At 68.4% G+C, this 19,549-nt stretch carries 17 protein-coding genes, 1 tRNA gene and 1 pseudogene; 8 read left to right on the top strand and 11 right to left on the bottom strand.

The features are described from left to right. The first annotated feature begins 67 nt into the window (after positions 1–67). The 6 genes from D7V80_RS31910 to D7V80_RS31885 all read left to right on the top strand — a co-directional run bounded on the left by D7V80_RS31910 (position 68) and on the right by D7V80_RS31885 (position 4,887). The gene (locus D7V80_RS31910; protein ID WP_120591716.1) at positions 68–358 is read left to right on the top strand and encodes a hypothetical protein; all 291 of its coding nucleotides are present in this window, start codon (positions 68–70) and stop codon (positions 356–358) included. Positions 359–362: 4 nt separating this feature from the next. Further along, entirely contained in the window at positions 363–1,712 is a 1,350-nt protein-coding gene (locus D7V80_RS31905) for a TonB family protein (RefSeq protein WP_120591715.1), read from the top strand. Between the two features lie 47 nt (positions 1,713–1,759). Then, positions 1,760–2,206, top strand: a complete 447-nt coding sequence (locus tag D7V80_RS31900; protein ID WP_014394787.1) for a cyclic nucleotide-binding domain-containing protein — start codon at positions 1,760–1,762, stop codon at positions 2,204–2,206. 118 nt (positions 2,207–2,324) lie between these two features. Continuing rightward, complete coding sequence (locus tag D7V80_RS31895; protein ID WP_120591714.1) at positions 2,325–2,888, top strand: hypothetical protein; 564 nt, start codon at positions 2,325–2,327, stop codon at positions 2,886–2,888. 110 nt (positions 2,889–2,998) lie between these two features. Next, positions 2,999–4,258, top strand: coding sequence for a hypothetical protein (locus D7V80_RS31890; RefSeq protein ID WP_120591713.1), 1,260 nt, complete (start codon positions 2,999–3,001; stop codon positions 4,256–4,258). 14 nt (positions 4,259–4,272) lie between these two features. After that, positions 4,273–4,887 (top strand): polysaccharide biosynthesis/export family protein, encoded by a 615-nt coding sequence (locus D7V80_RS31885; RefSeq protein ID WP_120591712.1) that lies wholly within the window; start codon positions 4,273–4,275, stop codon positions 4,885–4,887. On the opposite strand, the gene D7V80_RS31880 is transcribed toward D7V80_RS31885, so the two are convergent. The 6 genes from D7V80_RS31880 to D7V80_RS31855 form a co-directional block, all read right to left on the bottom strand. Continuing rightward, positions 4,884–5,708, bottom strand: coding sequence for an inositol monophosphatase family protein (locus D7V80_RS31880; RefSeq protein ID WP_120591711.1), 825 nt, complete (start codon positions 5,706–5,708; stop codon positions 4,884–4,886). The two genes, D7V80_RS31885 and D7V80_RS31880, sit on opposite strands and share 4 nt — an antisense overlap. Positions 5,709–5,732: 24 nt before the next feature. Then, complete coding sequence (locus tag D7V80_RS31875; RefSeq protein WP_120591710.1) at positions 5,733–6,317, bottom strand: TlpA disulfide reductase family protein; 585 nt, start codon at positions 6,315–6,317, stop codon at positions 5,733–5,735. Positions 6,318–6,321: 4 nt separating this feature from the next. Beyond that, positions 6,322–7,791 carry a UDP-N-acetylmuramate:L-alanyl-gamma-D-glutamyl-meso-diaminopimelate ligase gene (gene mpl, locus D7V80_RS31870; RefSeq protein ID WP_120591709.1) on the bottom strand — a complete coding sequence of 490 codons (1,470 nt, stop codon included), beginning with the start codon at positions 7,789–7,791 and terminating at the stop codon, positions 6,322–6,324. 12 nt (positions 7,792–7,803) lie between these two features. Next, positions 7,804–8,967 (bottom strand): serine hydrolase, encoded by a 1,164-nt coding sequence (locus D7V80_RS31865; RefSeq protein ID WP_120591708.1) that lies wholly within the window; start codon positions 8,965–8,967, stop codon positions 7,804–7,806. After that, a complete protein-coding gene (locus tag D7V80_RS31860) occupies positions 8,964–9,878 on the bottom strand; it encodes an LD-carboxypeptidase (RefSeq protein WP_120591707.1) in 915 nt (304 codons plus the stop codon). The genes D7V80_RS31865 and D7V80_RS31860 overlap by 4 nt, the downstream gene beginning before the upstream one ends. A gap of 157 nt (positions 9,879–10,035) precedes the next feature. Then, on the bottom strand, positions 10,036–11,229 hold the full coding sequence (locus D7V80_RS31855; RefSeq protein WP_199738906.1) for an RsmB/NOP family class I SAM-dependent RNA methyltransferase: 1,194 nt from the start codon (positions 11,227–11,229) through the stop codon (positions 10,036–10,038). A 141-nt stretch (positions 11,230–11,370) separates the two neighbouring features. On the opposite strand from D7V80_RS31855, the gene D7V80_RS31850 reads away from it, so the two are divergent. After that, positions 11,371–11,443, top strand: a tRNA-Asn gene (locus D7V80_RS31850). Between the two features lie 928 nt (positions 11,444–12,371). Further along, positions 12,372–13,892, top strand: a complete 1,521-nt coding sequence (locus D7V80_RS31845) for a phospholipase D-like domain-containing protein (protein WP_120591705.1) — start codon at positions 12,372–12,374, stop codon at positions 13,890–13,892. A 98-nt stretch (positions 13,893–13,990) separates the two neighbouring features. Here the strand turns inward: D7V80_RS31845 and D7V80_RS31840 are convergent, their stop codons facing one another. The 5 genes and pseudogenes from D7V80_RS31840 to D7V80_RS31820 all read right to left on the bottom strand — a co-directional run. Further along, on the bottom strand, positions 13,991–14,794 hold the full coding sequence (locus tag D7V80_RS31840) for a LuxR C-terminal-related transcriptional regulator (RefSeq protein ID WP_120591704.1): 804 nt from the start codon (positions 14,792–14,794) through the stop codon (positions 13,991–13,993). A 131-nt stretch (positions 14,795–14,925) separates the two neighbouring features. Continuing rightward, positions 14,926–15,138: a hypothetical protein gene (locus D7V80_RS41530; RefSeq protein ID WP_147447275.1), complete on the bottom strand. Its 213-nt coding sequence runs from the start codon at positions 15,136–15,138 to the stop codon at positions 14,926–14,928. Between the two features lie 367 nt (positions 15,139–15,505). Next, positions 15,506–16,837, bottom strand: coding sequence for a hypothetical protein (locus tag D7V80_RS31830; protein WP_120591702.1), 1,332 nt, complete (start codon positions 16,835–16,837; stop codon positions 15,506–15,508). Continuing rightward, entirely contained in the window at positions 16,834–19,029 is a 2,196-nt protein-coding gene (locus D7V80_RS31825) for a hypothetical protein (RefSeq protein ID WP_120591701.1), read from the bottom strand. Before D7V80_RS31825 ends, D7V80_RS31830 begins: the two co-directional genes overlap by 4 nt. Next, a pseudogene (locus D7V80_RS31820) lies at positions 19,019–19,549 on the bottom strand (hypothetical protein); the annotation flags it as partial. The gene D7V80_RS31825 and the pseudogene D7V80_RS31820, both read right to left, overlap by 11 nt.

The following is a 19,549-nucleotide window of genomic DNA, read 5'->3' as shown; positions in this document are numbered from 1 at the left end:
CCCTGCCACGCGGCCGGGCGCCTCGGGTAAGGTGTCCCAAGACGTCCAGTAGCGACGACCTTCCGCCATGCGCCCCGCCCTCTTCCTGCTGCTCTTCGCAGTCTCCGGTCCGTCCTGGGCGGAGGACTCCGCGTCCACGAAGAAGGCGGCGGCCAGCGCGACGCCAGCGCCCCAGGCCTCGGCGACGAAGAAGCCGGTCAAGGCCATCCGCCTGGAGGCCATCCAGGTCGAGGGGCGCATCCAGAAGCCGGAAGCCTTCTATTTCCTCGACCGCTCCAAGCCGAGCTTCGACGACCTGAACCGCACGGAGAGCTTCGTGCCCAAGGTGGTCCAGAGCGTGCAGCAGGACCCGTTCTAGTTCCATGGCCCTTCAAACCCGCCCCAAGTTGCTGCGCGTCGGCGTCATCCAGGACGGGCGCATCGTCGAAGAGCACCACCTGCTCCACGACTCCGTCACCATTGGCGATGACGCCCGTAACACCATCGTCATGCCCCCCTCCGAGGCGCGCCCGCCGCGCTTCAAGGTGCTGGAGAACCGCGGCCAGCAGTTCCACCTCATCATCGACGAGCACATGCAGGGCCGCGTCAACCTGGGCTCGTCGGACGTGGACTTCGACGCGCTGCGCTCCCAGGGACTCGCCACGCGCCGCGCGGACGACACCTTCGACCTGCCCCTGCAGGAGAGCGCCCGCGGCAAGGTGGACCTGCCGGACGCCACGCTCTTCTTCCACTTCATCCCCGCGCCCGCGGAGGGCTCCAAGCCCACCCTGCCCCCGGAGCTGAAGGCCAGCCCGTGGCGCACGGTGGACCGCGTCTTCTTCGGCATCCTCCTGTCGATGCTGGTGCTCTACGTGCTGAGCGTGGCGCTCATCGTCGCCCAGCCCGCGCCGGTGGAGGCGGAGGTGGAGCTGGACCAGCTGGAAGACCGCTTCGTGCGCGCCATCATCCCGCCCCAGCCCCCCAAGAAGGACGAGAAGCCCAAGGACGCCCCCGGCCCCGAGAAGAAGCAGGAAGAGCCGAAGACGGCCCAGAAGAAGCCCGCCTCCACGGACCCGACGCCCGCCCCCGCAAACAGCGAGGAGCGCCGGCAACAGGTCGAGGCCAGGGTCGCGGGCACCGGCCTCCTCAAGCTGCTGGGCGGCAAGGGCCCCGGCGGCGGGGATGCCATCGCGGACGTGCTCGGGAGCTCCGGCAGCGGCGCCAACGTGGCGGATGCGCTCGCGGGCGCGACGGCGGGTAGCGCGCTCACTGCGGGCTCCGGCGGCGGCAACGGCATCGCCAACCCGCAGGGGGACACCGGCGGCAAGATGGCGGGCATCGGCGCGACACAGACGTCCGGCGCGGGCTCCGTGAACACCGGCCAGAAGCAGGCCGTCAAGGTGCCCCAGGTCGCGGACTCGGTGCCGGAAGTGGACAGCTCCGAGGTCAAGCCCAAGGAGTTGGCCCGCCACATCCAGAGCCGGAAGGCCTCCATCCAGCGCTGCTACGAGAACGGCCTCAAGCGCGACCCCTCCCTCAAGGGCAAGGTGATGATCCGCTTCGACCTGACGCCGCAGGGCCGCGTCAGCAACGTGGAGGTGGAGGAGTCCACCCTGCGCTCGGACGAGGTCATCAACTGCATCAAGACCACCATGCGTGCCTGGACGTTCCCTTTCAAACCGAGTGACGACGTCCCCGTCAGCTACCCGTTCATCTTCTCGCCAGGGGAATAGGCTCGACCGTCCGGACCTTCCGGAGGCACCGGACCCGCGGGGAGCACATGGAGAAGCTGGCTGTCATCGCCACATCCCCCCTCTTCGAGATGCTGGCTCCCGCCGAGCTCGCGCGGCTGGCGGAGCTGGCACGGTTGTACCGCTACGCGCACGGCGAGGTGGTGTTCGAGGAGGGCGACCTGGGTGACAGCCTCTTCGTCATCGTGCGCGGCCAGGTGGAGGTGGTGCGCCGGGGGGCGGGCAACGGGGTGAAGCCCCTCACCGTCCTGGGCCCGCCGGAGTTCTTCGGGGAGATGGGCCTCATCGACAAGGACCACCGCTCCGCCACCGTGCGCGCCCTGGGCGAGGTGGAGCTGCTCCAGCTCACCGCGCAGGATTTACGGACCTTCCGGCTGGCGCACGCGGACGGCTTCACCTTCATCGTCGTGAACATCGCGCGCAGCCTGTCCGCCCGCCTGCGCGAGGCCAACGCCCGCCTGGCCCCTCAGGACTGACACCCGGCGCCGGAAAGCCGGACTCCGGGGCGATGGGGCATTGCGTTGACACCCCTCCCCCTCACTCCTAGGCTCGACTCTCGGAGCTTGGGAAGGGCCGGAAGGACTCGTGAGGCGCATGCGCACCCTGGGAATGCTCGCCGTCGTGGGAGGACTCGTCACCTCCGGGATGGCGCTCGCGCAGTCGCCCGCGTCGCCGCCGCGCCCCGCGCCGCCCGCGCTGGACAAGGCCGGTGACGTGCCGGACAGCCAGAAGCTGGAGCGCAGCACGCAGGCGCTGGGCGGCATGCGCGAATCGCTCCGCCAGGTGTTCGAGAAGGTGGAAGAGGCGCGGCGCACCAAGGACGTGGTGAAGCTCAACTGCGCCAACGAGAAGCTGACGCAGATCAAGGGCCTCCTGCGCATCTCCGAGCAGGCCGACGTGGCCCTCCAGGAGGCCGTCAGCAAGAGCGAGGCGGCGCCCGGCGAGCACGAGTTCACCAAGGTGATGATCGCCCAGCAGAAGGTGGGCCAGCTCCGCTCGGAGGCCGAGGAGTGCATCGGCCAGCTCGCCTTCCGCACCGACGAGAACCTCTTCGTGGAGGTCGAGGAGCCCGACAACCTGCCTGGGGGTGACCCCACGCGGCCCCCGCCGCCCCCGGACCTGATTGTCCGGCCGCCTCCCGCGAGCCCCGTGGACTGAGTGCCTGGCCTCCTCCCAACCCTCGCGGTCTCGGCCCTGGACCGTTTGTTCCGGCGCGGGAACCCGCGTGCTATGCCCGCCGTCTCATCGCCTGAAGCGCCTCTGACACCATGAAGCAGCCTGGGACATTCCGTCTGACCCTTGGGGCCCTGGCGCTCGCGGCGCTCCTGCCGGCGACGGCGTCCGCGCAGGCTTTCGGGAGCGGGCGGCCCCCGGGCGGCAATGGCCTGAAGGTGGGCAACGGGCGGCTGCACCCGACGCTGGAGCTGGAGACGCGGCTGGACAGCGGCGTGGGCTACTTCCGAGAGGCGGGCACGGGCCCCCTGTCCCCGGATTTGTCCGGGGAGCTGGCGCTGCACGTGCGCCCCGGGCTGATGCTGGACGTGCCGTCCCCCAAGCTGGCCATCGCGCTGCGCGGCAACCTGGACTACGTGGCCTACACGGGCCTCATCACCGCGGGCTCCGGCGCGGCGTCGCACCTGGAGGGCGCCGCGGACCTGGCGCTGCGGTTCAACCAGGAGAGCGAGCTGTCCGTGGAGGTGGGCGACGAGCTGTCGCGCTCGGACCGCACGCGCACGGCGGCGCTGGGCGCGGGCATCCTCAGCCTCTTCAACGAGGCGCGCGTGAAGGCGCAGTGGAAGCCCGGCGGCGGCGCGCTGGAAGTCACCCCGTCGCTGGCGTACGCGATGGAGTTCTTCGAGCCCCTGGGCGGCATGACGCCCATCGGTTGCACCGACGCCGCGTGTGATCCGCTCGCCGCCAGCCAGTTCAACTACGGCAACCTGCGCCTGGGCGCGGAGGGCCGCTGGCGCTTCCTGCCCAAGACGGCGGTGGTGGTGGACACGGGCCTGGAGTACCGGGGCTACTTCAACGACACCACCACGCCCAGCGCGGCCATCCTGCACGCCATGGCGGGCGTGTCCGGCCTGATCTCCCCGCGGATTACCCTGACGGCGAAGGCCGGCTGGGGCCAGAACCTGGGCTCGAGCGGCGGCGGCACCATGGTGGGCCAGGTGGAGGGCACGTACCTCCTGGGCCCGTCGCTCACCGTGAAGGGCGGCTACCTGCGCGCCTTCGAACCGGTGGCCGCCTACGGCACCTTCCGCGACGACCGCGTCTACGCGGAAGGACGCTCCGTCATGGGCAGCCGGCTCGCGCTGCACGCCACGGGCGCGCTGGACTTCCTCTCCTTCGCGGGCAGCCGTGGCGACACGCTGGTGACGCTGGACCTGGGGCCGGAGTATCAAATCCGCCCGTGGCTGGTGGGCGCGGTGGGCTACATGCTGGGCACCCGCTCCTCGTCGCTGGGCGCCGCCGGCCTCAACTACACCCGCCACGAAGGCTACGCGCGGGTGTCCGTCTCCTACTGAGGCCTTCCGCGCCCATGCGTCCCTCGCGGCCCCGCTTCGTCCTGCCGGTCCTCCTCGCGGTGTTGGCGGCGTGTCACGCGGACACGCGCCCGGCGCCCCCTCCGCCCACGCCCGCCTCGGCCACGGAGGCCGCGGCGACGTCCGGCGGCAACCTGGGCCCCGGGGACGTGGTGGAGGTGCGCGTCTTCCAGGAGCCCGAGCACTCCGGCACCTGGCGCGTGTCGCCGGAAGGCACCATCGACTATCCGCTGTGCGGCAAGGTGTCGCTGTCCGGCCTCACCGCCAGCGCCGCGGCGGACGCGCTGCGCGACTGTCTGGCGCGCTACCTGCGCCGCCCGCAGGTGTCCGTGCTGGTGCGGGAGTACAACTCGCAGAAGATCTTCGTCTTCGGGGAAGTGCAGAAGCCCGGCACCTTCCCCGTCACCGGCGAGGTCTCCATCATCCAGGCGATTACGCTGGCCGGTGGCTTCACCAAGCTGGCGGCGAAGAACAACACGCTCGTCACGCGCGTGGTGGACGGGCAGGAGCGCAAGATTCGCGTGCCCGTGGAGGACATTGGCGTGGGCCGCGAGCGCAACTTCCTGCTCCAGGCCGGCGACATCGTCTTCGTGCCGGAGAGCTTCTTCTAGTCGCGCGACGTCCAGCCGATTTCATCCAGGAAGCGCTTCGCCTGGGTCATGAGCTGGGGCGCCAGGTTCGCGCCGCTCGCCAGCACGTCGCCCTTGAGCACGTCGAAGGGCCGCCCGTCGATGTGCACGATGACGCCGCCGGCCTCCGCCACCAGCAGGCCGCCCGCGGCGATGTCCCACGGCTTGAGGCCGAACTCGAAGTAGCCGTCGAAGCGGCCGGCCGCGACGTACGCCAGGTCCAGCGCGGCGCTGCCGGTGCGGCGCATGCCCTGCGCCAGGAGGATGAGCTGGCTGAAGAGGCCCACGGGCAGGTCCGGGCGCTCGCGCACGTCGTAGGGGAAGCCCGTGCACAGGAGCGCCCGCTCCAGCGTGGCCGTGGGGCTGGCCTTCAGGGGCACGCCGTTGAGCGTGGCGCCCTCCCCCTTCGCGGCGGAGAAGAGCTCGTCGCGCATGGGGTCGTAGACGGCGCCCGCCACGGTGCCCTCCGGGCCCTCCACCGCCACGCTGACGCAGAAGTGCGGCACCTGGTGCGAGTAGTTGGTGGTGCCGTCCAGCGGATCCACGATCCACCGGAACGTGTCCGTGCCCTGCGTGGCCCCGCTCTCCTCCGCGAGGATGGCGTGGTGCGGGTGGCGCTGGCGCAGGAAGTCCAGGAGCGCGGCCTCGGAGGCGCGGTCCGCGTCCGTGACGAGGTCGATGCCGCCCTTGAACTCGATGGTGCGGTGCTGAGGGAAGCGCTCGCGGAGGATGCCGCCGGCCATGCGGGCGCCCTCCTCCGCGGTGCGGCGCAGCGCGGCGGGCGTTTCCGGTTCGTGGGCCATGGATGCGTTTTCCTCGGGTGCGCGCTAGGAGGCGGGCTCGGCGAGCAGCTGCTCGATTTCCGTCTGGAACTTCTGGAGGAACTCCTCGGCGAAGCCCTCGTGCACGTGCCGGATGACGCCCTTGCGATCAATGATGAAGGTGGTGGGCATCAGCCGCACCTTCAGCAGGCGCTCGGACACCAGCGCGTTGGCGTCCAGGAGGATGGGCAGCTCCACCTTCGCCTCCTCCAGGAAGGCAGGAATGGCGCGCACGTCCTCGTCCACGTTGAGGGCGTAGGCCTTGAAGCCGCGCGAGCCGTACTCCTTCTGCAGCTGCGCGTACATGGGCAGCGCGTCCTTGCAGGGCTCGCACCACGTGGCCCACACGTCCAGGAGGACGACCTGTCCGCGGTCGCTCTTCAAGTCATACGGGCTGTTGTCCGGGTAGCGCTTCACCTGGAAGGCCAGCGGCTGGCCCGGGCCCTTGTTCGACGACTCCAGGGCGGAGCTGCTGGAGCGCGGACCGTCACCGGTCCGGTCCGTGAGCGGTGGCAGGGACGAAGCCGACGGCGCGGCACAGCCCATGGCGAACGTCAGGGCCCCCAGCGAGAGAAGGAACGGGCGGCGCATGGCTTCAGGTCCCCTTCCCCGCCCGGGCCTTCAGGGCGGTGAGCAGCTTGTCGATGAAGCCTCCGAAGGAGCCGTTGCTCATGACGAGCAGCACGTCGCCGGACTTCGCCTCGGAAGCGACGCGGTCCACCAGCGTCTGCACGTCGGTGGCGCCATCCGCGGCGATGCCCTGGACCTTGAGCGCTTCGATGAGCTTGGGGACGTTGAGTTCCTCGCCCTCGGGCACCTTGTCGTGGCGCTCGGGCACCTTGAGGCTGGCGCGCGTGGCGCCGGGGAAGGCGTGCGCGTAGTCCTCCTGGTGGATGTTGCGACGGCTGGTGTTGGAGCGCGGCTCGAAGATGGCCCACAGGCGCCGGTCCGGGTAGCGGTGGTGGATGGCGGCGATGGTCTCGCGCACGGCGGTGGGGTGGTGCGCGAAGTCGTCCACCACGAGCACGCCGTCCACCTCCGCGCGCACCTCCTGTCGGCGCTTCACGCCCTGGAAGGTGGACAGGCCCTGCTGGATTTCAGCGAAGGTGAGGCCCAGGCCGCGCGCGGCGGCGATGACCGCGAGCGCGTTCTCCACGTTGTGCGCGCCGGACATGGGCAGCGTCACGGTGCCCAGGTCCTGGCCCTTCTCCACGACGTTGAAGCGGGCGCCCTCGGGACCGAAGGAGAGGTTCTTCGGCGTGTAGTCCGCGTCCGCGCCCTCCTTGGCCACGTAGGTGCTGACGGGCGCGGTGCCTTCACGCGCGATGCGCACGGCGTTGGGGTACGCGGCGCAGACGACCAGCTGGCCGTCCTTGGGCACCAGGCGCACGAACTTCTCGAACGTGGCCTCGTAGTGGGGCAGGTCGCGGAAGATGTCCGCGTGGTCGAACTCCACGCTGGTGACGATGGCGGTGCGCGGCCGGTAGTGGAGGAACTTGGAGCCCTTGTCCCAGTAGGCGGTGTCGTACTCGTCGCCTTCCACGACGAAGTGCGGGCCCTTCCCCACGCGGTAGTTGCCCGCGTAGTTCTGGGTGACGCCGCCCACGAGGAAGCTGGGGTCCTTGCCCGCGGCCACCAGCACGTGGGCCATGAGCGAGGACGTCGTCGTCTTGCCGTGCGTGCCGGCGACGACGACGGAGTGCGAGCGGTCCAGGAAGAGCGTGCCCAGCGCGGCGGGGAAGCTCATCTGCTTGAGGCCTCGCTCGCGCACGGCGGTGGCCTCCGGGTTCACCCGGCGGATGACGTTGCCGATGATGACCAGGTCCGGCTTCGCCGAGTCCAGGTTGGCGGGCGCGTACGGCGTGCTGACGGGGATGCCCCACGTGCGGAGCATGTCGCTCATGGGCGGGTAGACGTTCTCGTCGCTGCCGGTGACCTCGTAGCCGGCGGCCTTGAGCATGCCGGCGAAGGAGCCCATGCCGGTGCCGGCCACGCCCACCAGGTGGATGCGGCGCACGGACCGCGGGTCGAGTGAGTCCAGGACGTTGCCGTTGTCGTCAGCCATGCTGCGGTTTCCTCAGGGGAGGACGTGGAGGTCGAGCGCCTCCACGACGAGCTCGTGGAAGGCGGGGCGGAAGTCGCGGATGCGCAGGTCCTGACGGCCCTGGGCCACGCGGTTGGTGATGAGCGCGACGACGAGCGACCGCCTCAGGTCCACCCAGAGGCTGGTGCCGGTGAAGCCCAGGTGGCCCACCGCGCCCGGAGGCGTGTCGCCAATGAAGCGGCCCGCGCTGGAATGGCCTTTCGACGGAGAGTCGAAGCCCATGGAGCGGGTGCTGCCCGCGACCAGCGGGTCGGTGGCGAGCGCGCGGTGCCACAAGGGCCCCGGAGCAATCGCGGCATGCGTGCCCGCGGCGCCCTCCAGCACGGCCTGGCCGAAGCGGGCCACGTCCACGGCGGTGCCGAAGAGGCCCGCATGTCCGGCGACGCCGTCCAGCACCCAGGCGTTGTCGTCATCCACCTCCGCGGGGCGGGACGGCTGCGACGGCACGTCCTTCCACAGCGACTCCTGGCCGGGAGCGGGCTCGCGCGGGCGCATGGCGCCGGTGGGCGCGGTGGCGCCGTCGACGGGGAAGTCGGAGAGGCGGTGGAAGCGGGCCTTCAGGTCCAGCGGCTCCGCGACGTGGCGGTGGAAGAGCACGTCCAGCGGGGCGCCACCGGCGCGGGCGAGGATGTCGCCCAGGAGGATGAAGCCCACGTCGCTGTACACGGACTTCGTGCGCACGGGCGCATCGAGCGGCGTGGCGGCGGCGGAATGCAGGACGTCCGCGTGGACCTGCGCGCGGACGGAGGCAGGGCAGCCGGCGTCGAGCAGCTCCGGGTGGGCCTTGAGCGCGTCCGCGAAGAACGGGACGAAGGCCGGCAATCCGGAGCGGTGGTAGAGCAGGTCCGCGACGGTGACGCCCGCGTCGCCCGCGGGCGAGCCGGGGAAATAGCGGGACACGAGCGTGTCCGGGCCCACCTTGCCCTCGGTCCACAGGCGCAGGAAGAGCGCGGTGGTGGACATGGCCTTGGTGAGGGACGCGAGGTCGAAGCGCGTGTCGCCCTTCACGTTGCCAGCGACGCCGCCGAAGACCTGCATGCCCTTGTGGAGCACCACGGCCTGGGCGGCGGGGAAGATGCCCAGCTCTACGCCGTCGTCGAGTACGGCCTGGAGGTTGGCGATGGGGTGCTGGCTCATCCGGGGCTCACCGCGCCTTCAAGGAAGGTGAGGCGCGCGGCGTCCGCGTCCAGGCGCACGTGGGTGCCCAGGGCCACGGGGTAGTTGATGGCGCCATGGCCGATGGGGAAGCCCGCGGCGCAGGGCACCTTCGCGTCGCGCGCCAGCTCACGGAGCACGTCCGCGCTGGAGTAGTTCGCGTCCTTCTCCTCGCAGGCGGTGAAGTCACCCAGCACGATGCCGCGCACGCGGGAGAAGACACCGGCGAGCCGCAGATGGGTCCACATGCGGTCGATGCGGTAGGGGCGCTCGGTGACGTCCTCCAGGAGGAGCACGGCGCCATCGAGCGGCGGCATGTACGGCGTGCCCAGGAGCCGGGAGAAGACGGACAGGTTGCCGCCCACGAGAACGCCCTCGGCGGTGCCGGGGACGTAGGTGGCGTTGCCGGTGAGGGGCGGTGGGGCCTCCGCGGATTCGAGCAGGCGGAAGAAGTAGTCGTGGACCTGGGTGGACTGGCGGCCGAGCTGCGTGAGGACGGGCGCGTGGATGGAGACGCGGCCCAGGGCCTGGAGCGCGCAGTGGATGGACGTCAGGTCGGAGAAGCCGGTGAAGGCGACGGGGCCGGCCTTGTCGATGGGCAGCTCCGGCAACAGGCGAGAGCTGCCATAGCCGCCCCGGGCGCAGAAGATGGCGCGGGAGGCGCGGTCGAGGAACGCATGCGACAGCTCCTCCTGGCGACGGGCGTCATCCCCGGCGAGGTAGCGGTGCGAGGCGCCGATATCGGGCCGGACCACCGGGGAGTAGCGCTCGGAGAGGATGCGCAGGCCTGCCTCGAAGGGGGCCTGTTCGAAGGGGCCCGCGGGGGCGACGACCTGCACCGTGTCGCGGGGACGGAGCGGAAGGGGCTTGAGCCAACGCACGCAGCGCTTCATAGCACCCGGTGCCGGGGCGACACGGTGTTTCAGGGAGGCCCGGGCCCGAAGCGTTGAGTACCGCAGGACGGAGGAACGAGGCCCCGTGGAGCGCTCGTCCGCCCGGCCGTCACTGGAAACCTGTCCGACTGTCGGACAGGTTTGGCGCCAGGCCGCCCTACCCTTCCGCGCTGCGCTCGAGCACCGCCGCGAAGAACCCGTCCGTGCCGTGGCGGTGCGGAGTGACGAAGAGGAAGCCGTCCTGGAGGCACGCGTCCGGAAGCCATCCGGCGCCCGGAGTGACGGCCCGGAAGTCAGGGCGGGAGCGGAGGAAGTCCGCGACCACGTCCTGGTTCTCCGCCCGGTTGACGGTGCAGGTCGCGTAGACGACCCGGCCACCGGGGCGCACCACGTCCCCGGCGCGGGCCAGGATGTCGCGCTGGATGGCGATGTACCGGGAGAGCGAGTCCGGGGTGAGCCGGAAGCGGAGGTCCGGGCCCCGGCGCAGAGAGCCCAGCTCGGAGCAGGGCGCGTCCGCGAGGACGCGGTCGGCATTCAGCCCCGGTGAAGGAGGCGTCCGGAGCACCTGGACGCGGTTGAGCCCGGCCCGGGAGGCGCGCTGCTGGAGTCGGTCCAGCCGCTCCGCATCCGGGTCATAGGCGAGCAGCCGGCCGGAGTCCTTCATGGCCGCTCCCAGCTGGAGCGTCTTGCCCCCTGCCCCAGCGCAAAGGTCCAGCACGGTCTCCCCGGGCCGGGCCTCCACGAGGAGCCCGAGGAGCTGGCTGCCTTCGTCCTGGACCTCGAGCAGGCCTTCACGGAGGGAAGGCAGGGCGTAGAGGTTCGGCCGGGGCCCGTCGACCTGAAGGGCCAGCGGGCTCCAGGCTCCAGGGCGGGTCGTGACGCCCTCGGAGGCCAGGCGCGCGGCCAGGGCCTCACGGGAGATGCGGGCCGGGTTCACCCGGAGCGTGATGGGGCCCGGAACGTTGAGGTGGGCGCAGAAGTCCTCCGCCTCCGTCCCCAGCTCACGGACGAAGTGCTCCGCGAGCCAGTCCGGCAGCGAGGCCCGGAGCGCCAGCGACGGAGGCGCACCGGTACGCAAGGGCACCGGAGCCTCCAGCCCCGCCCAGGACGCGGCCTCCGAGGCGGGAACGCCCACGAGGCCATGCAGGAGCGCGAAGAGGAGCTGGGAGGGCGACGGATCCGGCGAGTCCAGGAGGAACCCCAGGCGACGGCGCCAGAGGCCCACGTTGAAGACGGCCTCCTTCAGCGCCTGGCGGCCCTCGCGGGACAGGTCGCGATGGGAGCGCAGGGTCCGGTCGAGGACGCGCTCGGCGGGGTCGCCTGAGAGGACGCGAGCAAGCGCTTCGGACACGACAGGGCTCAGTCCCTGGAGGGTGGACCAGGGCTGCGAGGTAAGCCGGGAGATCGGATCGAACAGGACAGTTGACAGGGCAGGCTCGGTTCTCTAGAAGTCGCATCCGTCACGGCAACGCACCGCCGCGACGGGACATATTCCCCGATAGCTCAGCTGGTAGAGCGGGTGACTGTTAATCACCATGTCCGTGGTTCGAGTCCACGTCGGGGAGCTGATTGAAGGTTCAAGCAACTTGGCTGAGCCTTCTTGGTTAACACGGGCCTCGCGATGAAAATCGCGGGGCCTTCGTGCTTAAATCCCTGAATCCCAAGGGATTTTTCCTCGCAGCGATGTAGAGAGCACTCTCCGCTCTCCGCCGCTCAGAGCGAGACTCCCGCCCGTCTTCGCCCCCAAATGGCCTGTCGAAAGCTCTCTTCTTTCCAATCTGGGGAGAGAGTGGCCGAGAGCGGTTAACAAGTCCTGTTGAACCCCGGGGCAGGCCAGTCTGACAGTTCAGGGATTTCGATGTCGTACCTTCCAGGGTTACGCCTCTTCCCTCTTTCAGAATGCCAAAACGAGCGACTTGTCAACCGAGAGCGCGAAAACTCGGCCATGCCCTACTGAGTGCTCACGATTTCCTCTCACGCTGGCCGCCCCCTATGCTGCGGCCCGTAGAACCTCGTAGCCTATTTCTCGGCCAGCGGCTCAGTCGAGGAACCTCGGACGGGTGAGCGTCCACGTAACGTAGGAAGCAGGTCTGCAGTTGGTCCTCGCCCATGCGGCGGCCGCTTAGCGGATCGAAGTGCGTCTCCAGCCAAGCCCGCGGGCGCGTATCGAATATCCGGCGACGTTCGTTCTGCCTCTCCGGAGGGGTAGCGTCGAAGAGCGCCTGCAAGCCGGAGCGCACCGTCGCGGCATGCGCATCTGCGCCAAGCTCGCCGCCCCCCTTCAGCACGAAGTCCACGGCGGCCGGTTCAACTTTGTAAGGCGCCTGGTCCAGCCCCCACTCTCCACGTCTCGAATGAAGAACGTCGCGAGGCAGAGGGTGCGCAAGTAGCCGATTAGCTACCTATCCGATAATCCAACAGAGAGAGATTCTCGCTCCACTCCGAACCGAGAACTGCAACCCAGCACTCGTGCCACAAATAAGGAGTGAAGCAATGTCGCTTACCATCGCGCACCTCCATGAGACCTTGAAGTCTCGTCTGCCGCAATTCAGTGAGCGTTTGTTTGGCCAAGCCGGTGACACCTTTGTCGGCGGATGGGAAAAATACCTTTTCGACACGCCACACGGTTGGTGGACCACTCCCAATCGCGAGTTTCCCGACCGAGGACACTCGTCTCAACCGGCCCGGTCCATGAAGGCCTGCATTGAAAAGGCGACGCACTACATCGACATCGTCACGATGGACGAACCGACTGGGGACTTCCGCAAGGACGTCGAGGACGGATTGATCGCCCTCGCAGTGTCAGGGCGCCCCGTGACCGTTCGGTTCCTGCTAGGGCGCCAGGCCGGCGGCCCTAATCTGCACACCTGGATGATGCTCAAGCAGTTGGCGGACCGAATCCGTCAGGCGAAGCCACGAGCTTCGCAGCTGAACGTCTACTTGGCACAATTCCGCTGGGAGTCAGCCTCATGGAACCACGCCAAGCTCATCGCCATAGACGGCTGCGTGCTCATCACCGGTGGCCACAACATGTGGGACGGCCACTATCTCGCGAAGAATCCAGTCTTCGACATCTCCATGCGCTTCGACGGGGGAATCGCGAGAGGCGGCCACCGGTTCGCTGACGCCCTTTGGAACTTCGTCCGCGCCAATAATCGGCGGCCACCGGGCGGCGCGACCTACTCCAACTACCTCAACCCGGAATTGAAGATAGATGAAAGCGCGCCGCCACCTCGCAGCGAGTCATTTGAGGCCGTCACGGCCGATACCTCAACCGATGTCGACAGCCACTTCCCAGCACTTTGGGTGGCGAGCCCCGGATGGGGGGTTTACACCACGCCTCGAGTCCTCGAAGGCGCCATGATGATCGCCCTCGTTGAGGGTCTGAAGCAGGCGAAGCAAAGCTGCAAGATGTCGCTGCAGGACCTCGGCTCTCCTCATATGAGTGCCGTCGATTTCAAGACCTGGAGGCCAAGGGACTATCCTTTCGATCTGATTGGATGTGGCGGCTCCTGGTTCATCCTGCCTCTTATCGACAACTTCGCGGAATTCCTGCATAAAAACACCAGCGCTACACTCGAGATCATCTTGTCTGCGCCGACCGGCGGTGCTCACAGTTATGGCCATGGCGTCAAGCTACAGACGATCTTGAACCTTCTGTCGCAGCGGATGAACGCTCAGTTCCAAACGTCCAAGAACCACGCTCTGAAGATTCTGAACGAGCGCGTCTTTCTCAAGACCATCGCATTCAGCGACGGCCGGGAAGCATGGCACGACGGGACAAAAAAAGACAATCACGCCAAGTTCTGGATTCTCGACAACAAGATATGCCACGTCGGTTCGGAGAATTGCTATCCCTACGTACAGCGTCTCGGACAGGCCGCACTTCAAGAGTTCGGTGTAATCGGGGAGTTCCCCCCTTCAGTCAGAGACATGGTGATGGAGGGCTACTACAACCACGCGAGCCGGCACGGCGTGCGTACTGACGCGAAGCTCGCCGATTTGACTTGGTAGGGAACCTGCCCGGGAAGGCACCTGCCCTACGACGAGGCCAACCTCCCTGCGGCGATGAAGGCCCCGCACAGCACAGGTGGAATCAGGCGGAAAGGAACCTACCTGATCCAGAGAGCCATTAGCTCGGCGCGGCTCGACACCGCGAAGGCGCGATAGACGTACTCGATGTACTTGTGCGTCGTGCGCAGGCTCAAGCCGGTGGACGCAGCGATCTGCTTCTCGCTGCGCCCAGTAAGCAACTGCTCAAGGATGGCGCGATGGCGCGGTGGCAAGTGGCTTCGGACGCCATCCAGGCGCAGTCCTCCCTGGGTATCGTGCTGCGGCTCCAGCCAGCTCCGGTAGCACCACGACGCACTCCGGAATAGCAACTCGAGCAGTTCGCGCTCGCGCTCGCCAAAGCGCCTATCGCCCCAAGGGCGCGTCGCTACGAGGTAGGCAGAGGCTCCGGCGCCGAGCGGTACGGCGCTCACGAGAATGTCGTCGTAGCCCATCCCACGCCCCCATTCTGCGACGTGCGGGTGAGAGTACCACTCCTGGTCGGAGACCAGTTCCTCGCGACACGCACTCCTCAAGCGACCGGCGTTGCGGGCGAAGGGGCCCCACATCGGGTGCTGGCGATAGCCCGATTCGACGAGGTAAGCCCTTTGCCAGCGGAGGAGCGCGCGCTCGTCTACTCCGTGCACATACGAGTGGGTGATGATGGCTGCGTTATGGCGCGACTGCGGAGGGTCGCCCACGATACTCCACCACAGCGCACTCGCCCCGATGAGCGAGCCCGTGGACTCCATCAGGTGGCGAAGGGAAGCGTTGGGTCGGTGGTCAGCGCTGAAGATCTCGCCGAGCGCACCAATGAACTGCGACACCGCACGGTAGTCCCGAATGGAGGGTCGCGACTTGCGCATTCTCAGTCGAACGATAACAAGTGTCAGGGCGCCAGAGAAACGGTCGCAGTAGGACGCCTCGCCGCCCCCCCCCCGGCAGGTATGGCCAGGACGCGCCGCAAGCCCTGGCAACTACGATGCAGGTCAGGAGATTAACGAGCGCCAGCCCATCGGGCCCCAAGAGCCACTCCCACCCGCGCCAGCCGCCACGTCAGCTTCGCGGCCCGAGCCCGCCCCAGGTAGTCGCACACCGTGCCGTTGCCGATGCCCAGGCTGGTCGCAATCGACCGCGTCGTCAGCTTCGCCTCGTACCTCAACCGAAACAACTCTCGCAGCTTCCGCATCGACAGCCTCTGTGCCGCCATCTCCACCTCCAAAAGGGAGGGCGGAGTGGCCTGCTGCTGCCCAGTGCCGTCAACGCTCCTATCCGCCTCGCCCCCGCCTTTCCGCGGGTGCTCGGCTTCACCGGAACCGGTGCTCGGCATGCCCGGAATGCCTGCTCGGCATCCCCGGAATCAGTGCTCGGCATGCCCGGAACGGTTGCTCACCTTGCGCTGGAATCGCTGCTCGGCTTGGCCCGGAATCGGTGCTCACCATGCCCCGGAACACGCAGCTAGGAACAGAACAACGTCGTCTCTTAAGGCGAGTGCAGAAAGAAAGCCGCCAAGCGCGCCTATCGATGCGCCTCCTGGTTCCTCCCGCTCCTGCATCCACCCACCGCCCAGCCGCCACTCAGGGCCTGTACCGCTCCACCTCGTGGAAGAATTGCGTGAGCGAATAGTCCAGCAGCGACTGGCGGGACTGCATGTACCGGCGAGCGCGCAAGAAGGGCAGCCAGACGCGCTTGCCAATACGCACCTGGGACTCTTCCAGCTTTTGCCGCGGCACCCACGTGCCCCCCAGCCGCACCAGCACGCCGCCCAGGAATGCCCCGAGAGCCGGAGCAGTGTGCTCGTCGATGAGGTCTCGCTCATACCGCTCCGGGAAGTTCTCCCGCCAGAAGTAGACGTCGAGGTCAGTGAGGGACTCAGGTGTCGCATCGAAGATGCTGGGCACCTTGGTATGCAGCGCAGCCACGAGACTCTCGGACAGGTCGCCGTAGTAGCTGCGGACGCGCTCTTGATTCTCCACATCTGAGGGCAGGCCGGCCGGGAGCCACTCCTCCGGCACCGGCGGCCGGAAGGCGTTTAGCTCGGCAATCTTCCGTTGCCGCTCGCTGATGGCGAACTCGTCCGTCAGCCGCAAAAGGAACGGCGCCACGTCGGGGTGGAAGCGCGGCTCGACGGATACGAGTGCGGCGCTCCTCTCCTGCAGCGTGCGGAGCACAGTGTCGAAGTCGAGGTCCGGCCGCAGGTGGACATGGGCACGGGCCTGGGCCACACGCGCCTCGTCGCTCGCGAAGTCCGCAGCAGTCGGACTTAGCACCAGGAGGACGGAGCCGTTGGGGAGTTCCTCCACGAGATGCGCAGGAGTCGAGAGCATCCGCTCGCGACCTACCGTCTTCACCAGCTTCGGGCCGAAAACGTTCAGCCAACACACCTCGTAGACCTTGTCGAATCCATCCCTCCGAGAGACCTCAGCTTCGCGGACGAAATGAGGGAAGCCCGCCAGCTCACGGTCAGCCATGCTGTGGGCCGAAGCATACGGCGTCGGGTAGCGGATAGCCCATGCCCGGACCATTTCGATGAACAGCCTGCACTCCTCTGCCTCAGAAAAGAGCGAAAGAGGCTTCACATCGATCCAAATTCGTAGCTTCGGAGCGAGCGGCGGAAACCGAAGACTGAGCGACATATCCAACTCAGGCGAGCGCGCACGAAAGAGCCCAATGGACGTGCTGTTCTCGTCACGGCGCTCCTTCAGAGATTCCCAAACATTTTCGCGGGAGAATTTGCGCCTGCGCGTTCCTCGAACAACGTCCGGCATCCACTTGCCAGCGAAGGCAACGAGAGCCTGAAGAAAGGGAGCAACCTCACACTCGACCTCGGCCATCTGGTCGAAGGCGCCTTCGAACGAAAACAGGAAGTTGTCGTCGACACTTGGGTCGTGAGCATCCAGCACTTTCATTGGACCACCACCTCCACCCCGCTGACCTTGTCCTGTGCTTCGCCCATAGCTGCCTCCAACGTCTCTGCCTTCTTAGGCTTGAGTCCTCCGCCCTCATATACGAGCCGGACCCTTTGGACCTGGGCGCTCTGTCGTATCCCTTTCCGCAGCACCTCCAGCTTCCCCCCGTAATACCTCAGCGCATTCCTCGCATCCGTAGTCATTTGTGCGACGAGCGCATCGTTATCCAGCAGCTTGAGATCCCGACTCTTGAAGCTGAACGTCTCCACACGAGGCGTCGGGCCGGCCGCTCGCCCCTCTTCGATGACGAGCACATCCGCGAAGCGAAGGTCCGCCTTCGCCACCCCCACGTGCGTCTCGATGCGCGGCTGGTCGAAGTCCTTGAGCCACCGCCGCTGCGCCCGGGGCAGGACCGCGTCCGCCTCCAGGCGAGCGACCATCATCCTCTCGAAGGCCAAGCCCCGGGCGTACCTGTCGCGCACGAGCCGGTAGCCCGCCCACTTCAGGGGGCCCTTCTCCGCAATCCCCTGCTTGATTTCCGCGGCCCTCGTCTCCAGGTACGCCACGTAGTCGTCCCAGAGTGGCTCCACCTTGACCTCGGCGGGAGCCGCCTTCCGCAGGTCCTGGCGGTGCCTCGTCAGCTCCACCGCGTTCATCGACAGGCGCTCTCCAGGGAACTCCGCCTCCAACTGCTTGAACTTCGCCTCCGCCACCTCCGCGGGGATTCCGGCCGCCTCGGGAGGCACGAAGGGCCGAGTCCCACCCCTTCTCCCGGAGCCCCCGCCGGTGGACGCAGCACTCGGGGGCTCGCGGTACCGCACCGCCAACGTGGCCTGTGCCTGAGCGACGTTGCCTCGCGCCTCGTGAAGAGCTAGCGCGCCGGCTTCGCCCCACTCCGCCACCAGACGGGCCGACTCCCCGCTCTGTTGGAGGTAGCGGGCCAATTCTCCCACGCCGCTCTCCCCTATCTGTGCCTCCAACCTCTCCAGCACCGCCTTCAGCGCCTCCACGCGGGGCACCACCGCCTGGAACTGAGCCCTCTCCCGCCTGGAGAGGCCGGCTTCACGGAGAGCACGCGCCCCCTTCCCGCCCGCGTACAGCCCCACCATGAGGGCCGCGGGCGCCAACTGCCGCGTGGCCTCCTCGTACTCCCCCTTGGCGAGAGAGGCCCCACCCTGCGCCGTCCCCGCCGCCAGGTGGTAGAAGCCCAGCGGCACCCCGAAGGTGAGGTGGTCGAAGGACGCCAGGGCCACGTTGCTTGGCGCGAAGGCCCCCAGGAATTGGGCGTTCTCCACCTCCCGGTACGCTTCCTGGTAGGGCGGTGGGAGCTGCGGGGGCAGCGTGGACGCGTCCACGCTCCGGCTTCCACCGACGAGGGGAATGGAGGCTGCGACGTCATCTGCGGCCCGACCCAGCCCACGCGCAATGTCGCCAGCGCGAAAGTCCCTCTCCGGGAAGTCGGTCAGAGCCAGACCCCGCTGCTTCAGCTCCTCGCGCACCACCTCCATGGCCCCCATGGCGCGCTTGAGCAGTTTGTCCTCGGCCAACAGGCGCAGCAGCTGCCGCACCTCGTCGTCGTGGGACGTGTGCAGGACGAAGAGGGCGAGGACTTCCGCCTTGGCCAGGCCGTGCTTCTCGACGGCGGTGGCGAGGAAGGCCGCACGTTTCTTGAGGAGGACGCCGGCAGCTTCAGCCTCCAGGGGCCCCAGGGCGCCCAGCCGGACGGCGTTCCAGTCCGAGAGGGCCTCCACCAGCCGGGGCATGTCCGCCTGGCGCTGCAAGGCCAGGAAGGCCGCCGGCGTGGTGCACGCCAGGAAGGGCGCCAGCACCTCGTCCTCCGAGTCCAGGTGCGGCCAGCCCGCGGGGACGTCCCCGCACACACCTGCCAGGCCCCCCACCACTCGCAGGGGCGCCGTTTCTCCTCCGCCGGGATTCGGGGGAGAGGGCGTGGCCCGGCGGCGGTGCAGAAGCGATCCGTCCGCGGACTCCGCGTCGAAGTCCTCGGGCGCATCATCCTCGGGGAGACTCGCGACGGCACCGCGCCCCAAGGCCGCCAGGGGTGTCGCGCCCGAGACGGCAGCCAGGGTGCCTCCAGGGCCCGCCCGTGAGGGCAGCGAGGCACACCCCGACGTCAGGAGGGCCAGGGCCAGCACCAGGCCCACCACGCCGCACGGCAGTCGCTCAGCGCGCATTGTCCACCCCCAGCCCCACGGCCGCGAAGACTCCCGGCCGCAACGTCCCCTCCGGCGTGGGAAACAGCAGCGTGCCGCCCTGCCCCAGCGCGTAGAGGTTGCCCCCCAGGAAGCGCCACCGGGCCTCCCCCGAGACGAGGTAGCGCGCTCCCGGCTGTCCCATGGCCGTCGCCAGTCCGCCGACGCCCACCGTGAGGTTGCGGTGGAAGAGCTGCGCCTCCACCCGCCCGTCCACGTCCACCCGGCCCCAGGAGAAGGCCTCCACTCCCAGGGAGAGGAAGAGGTGTCGTTGGCGCATGCCACTCAGCCGCACCGCGTCCCAACTGAGAATCACTTCCCCGTAGGCTGAAGCCCCTTCCGGGAAGGACGCCTCCGCCAGCGGTACCGAGGCAGGGCCCGCCACCTGGAAGCGCGCCAACTCGTAGTCCGGGCCGAAGGCGCCCTGCCGGAAGCCTCCTCGCTGCAGGCGCCCCTCCAGGCGGGCCCGCATGTCCACCGTCGGCGTCAGCGCATCTACGCC

The organism is Corallococcus sp. CA054B, assembly GCF_003611625.1.
In the GTDB taxonomy this organism is placed as follows: Bacteria; Myxococcota; Myxococcia; order Myxococcales; family Myxococcaceae; genus Corallococcus; species Corallococcus coralloides.
The sequence above is the reverse complement of the archived record's forward strand: the minus strand, read 5'-3'. Positions and strand labels throughout refer to the sequence as shown.

Bases quoted from the DNA above. Each gene is read 5' to 3' on its own strand.
- D7V80_RS31910 (WP_120591716.1), top strand. From the start codon at position 68: ATGCGCCCCGCCCTCTTCCTGCTGCTCTTCGCAGTCTCCGGTCCGTCC.
- D7V80_RS31905 (WP_120591715.1), top strand. From the start codon at position 363: ATGGCCCTTCAAACCCGCCCCAAGTTGCTGCGCGTCGGCGTCATCCAG.
- D7V80_RS31900 (WP_014394787.1), top strand. From the start codon at position 1,760: ATGGAGAAGCTGGCTGTCATCGCCACATCCCCCCTCTTCGAGATGCTG.
- D7V80_RS31895 (WP_120591714.1), top strand. From the start codon at position 2,325: ATGCGCACCCTGGGAATGCTCGCCGTCGTGGGAGGACTCGTCACCTCC.
- D7V80_RS31890 (WP_120591713.1), top strand. From the start codon at position 2,999: ATGAAGCAGCCTGGGACATTCCGTCTGACCCTTGGGGCCCTGGCGCTC.
- D7V80_RS31885 (WP_120591712.1), top strand. From the start codon at position 4,273: ATGCGTCCCTCGCGGCCCCGCTTCGTCCTGCCGGTCCTCCTCGCGGTG.
- D7V80_RS31880 (WP_120591711.1), bottom strand. From the start codon at position 5,708: ATGGCCCACGAACCGGAAACGCCCGCCGCGCTGCGCCGCACCGCGGAG.
- D7V80_RS31875 (WP_120591710.1), bottom strand. From the start codon at position 6,317: ATGCGCCGCCCGTTCCTTCTCTCGCTGGGGGCCCTGACGTTCGCCATG.
- mpl (WP_120591709.1), bottom strand. From the start codon at position 7,791: ATGGCTGACGACAACGGCAACGTCCTGGACTCACTCGACCCGCGGTCC.
- D7V80_RS31865 (WP_120591708.1), bottom strand. From the start codon at position 8,967: ATGAGCCAGCACCCCATCGCCAACCTCCAGGCCGTACTCGACGACGGC.
- D7V80_RS31860 (WP_120591707.1), bottom strand. From the start codon at position 9,878: ATGAAGCGCTGCGTGCGTTGGCTCAAGCCCCTTCCGCTCCGTCCCCGC.
- D7V80_RS31845 (WP_120591705.1), top strand. From the start codon at position 12,372: ATGTCGCTTACCATCGCGCACCTCCATGAGACCTTGAAGTCTCGTCTG.
- D7V80_RS31840 (WP_120591704.1), bottom strand. From the start codon at position 14,794: ATGCGCAAGTCGCGACCCTCCATTCGGGACTACCGTGCGGTGTCGCAG.
- D7V80_RS41530 (WP_147447275.1), bottom strand. From the start codon at position 15,138: ATGGCGGCACAGAGGCTGTCGATGCGGAAGCTGCGAGAGTTGTTTCGG.
- D7V80_RS31830 (WP_120591702.1), bottom strand. From the start codon at position 16,837: ATGAAAGTGCTGGATGCTCACGACCCAAGTGTCGACGACAACTTCCTG.
- D7V80_RS31825 (WP_120591701.1), bottom strand. From the start codon at position 19,029: ATGCGCGCTGAGCGACTGCCGTGCGGCGTGGTGGGCCTGGTGCTGGCC.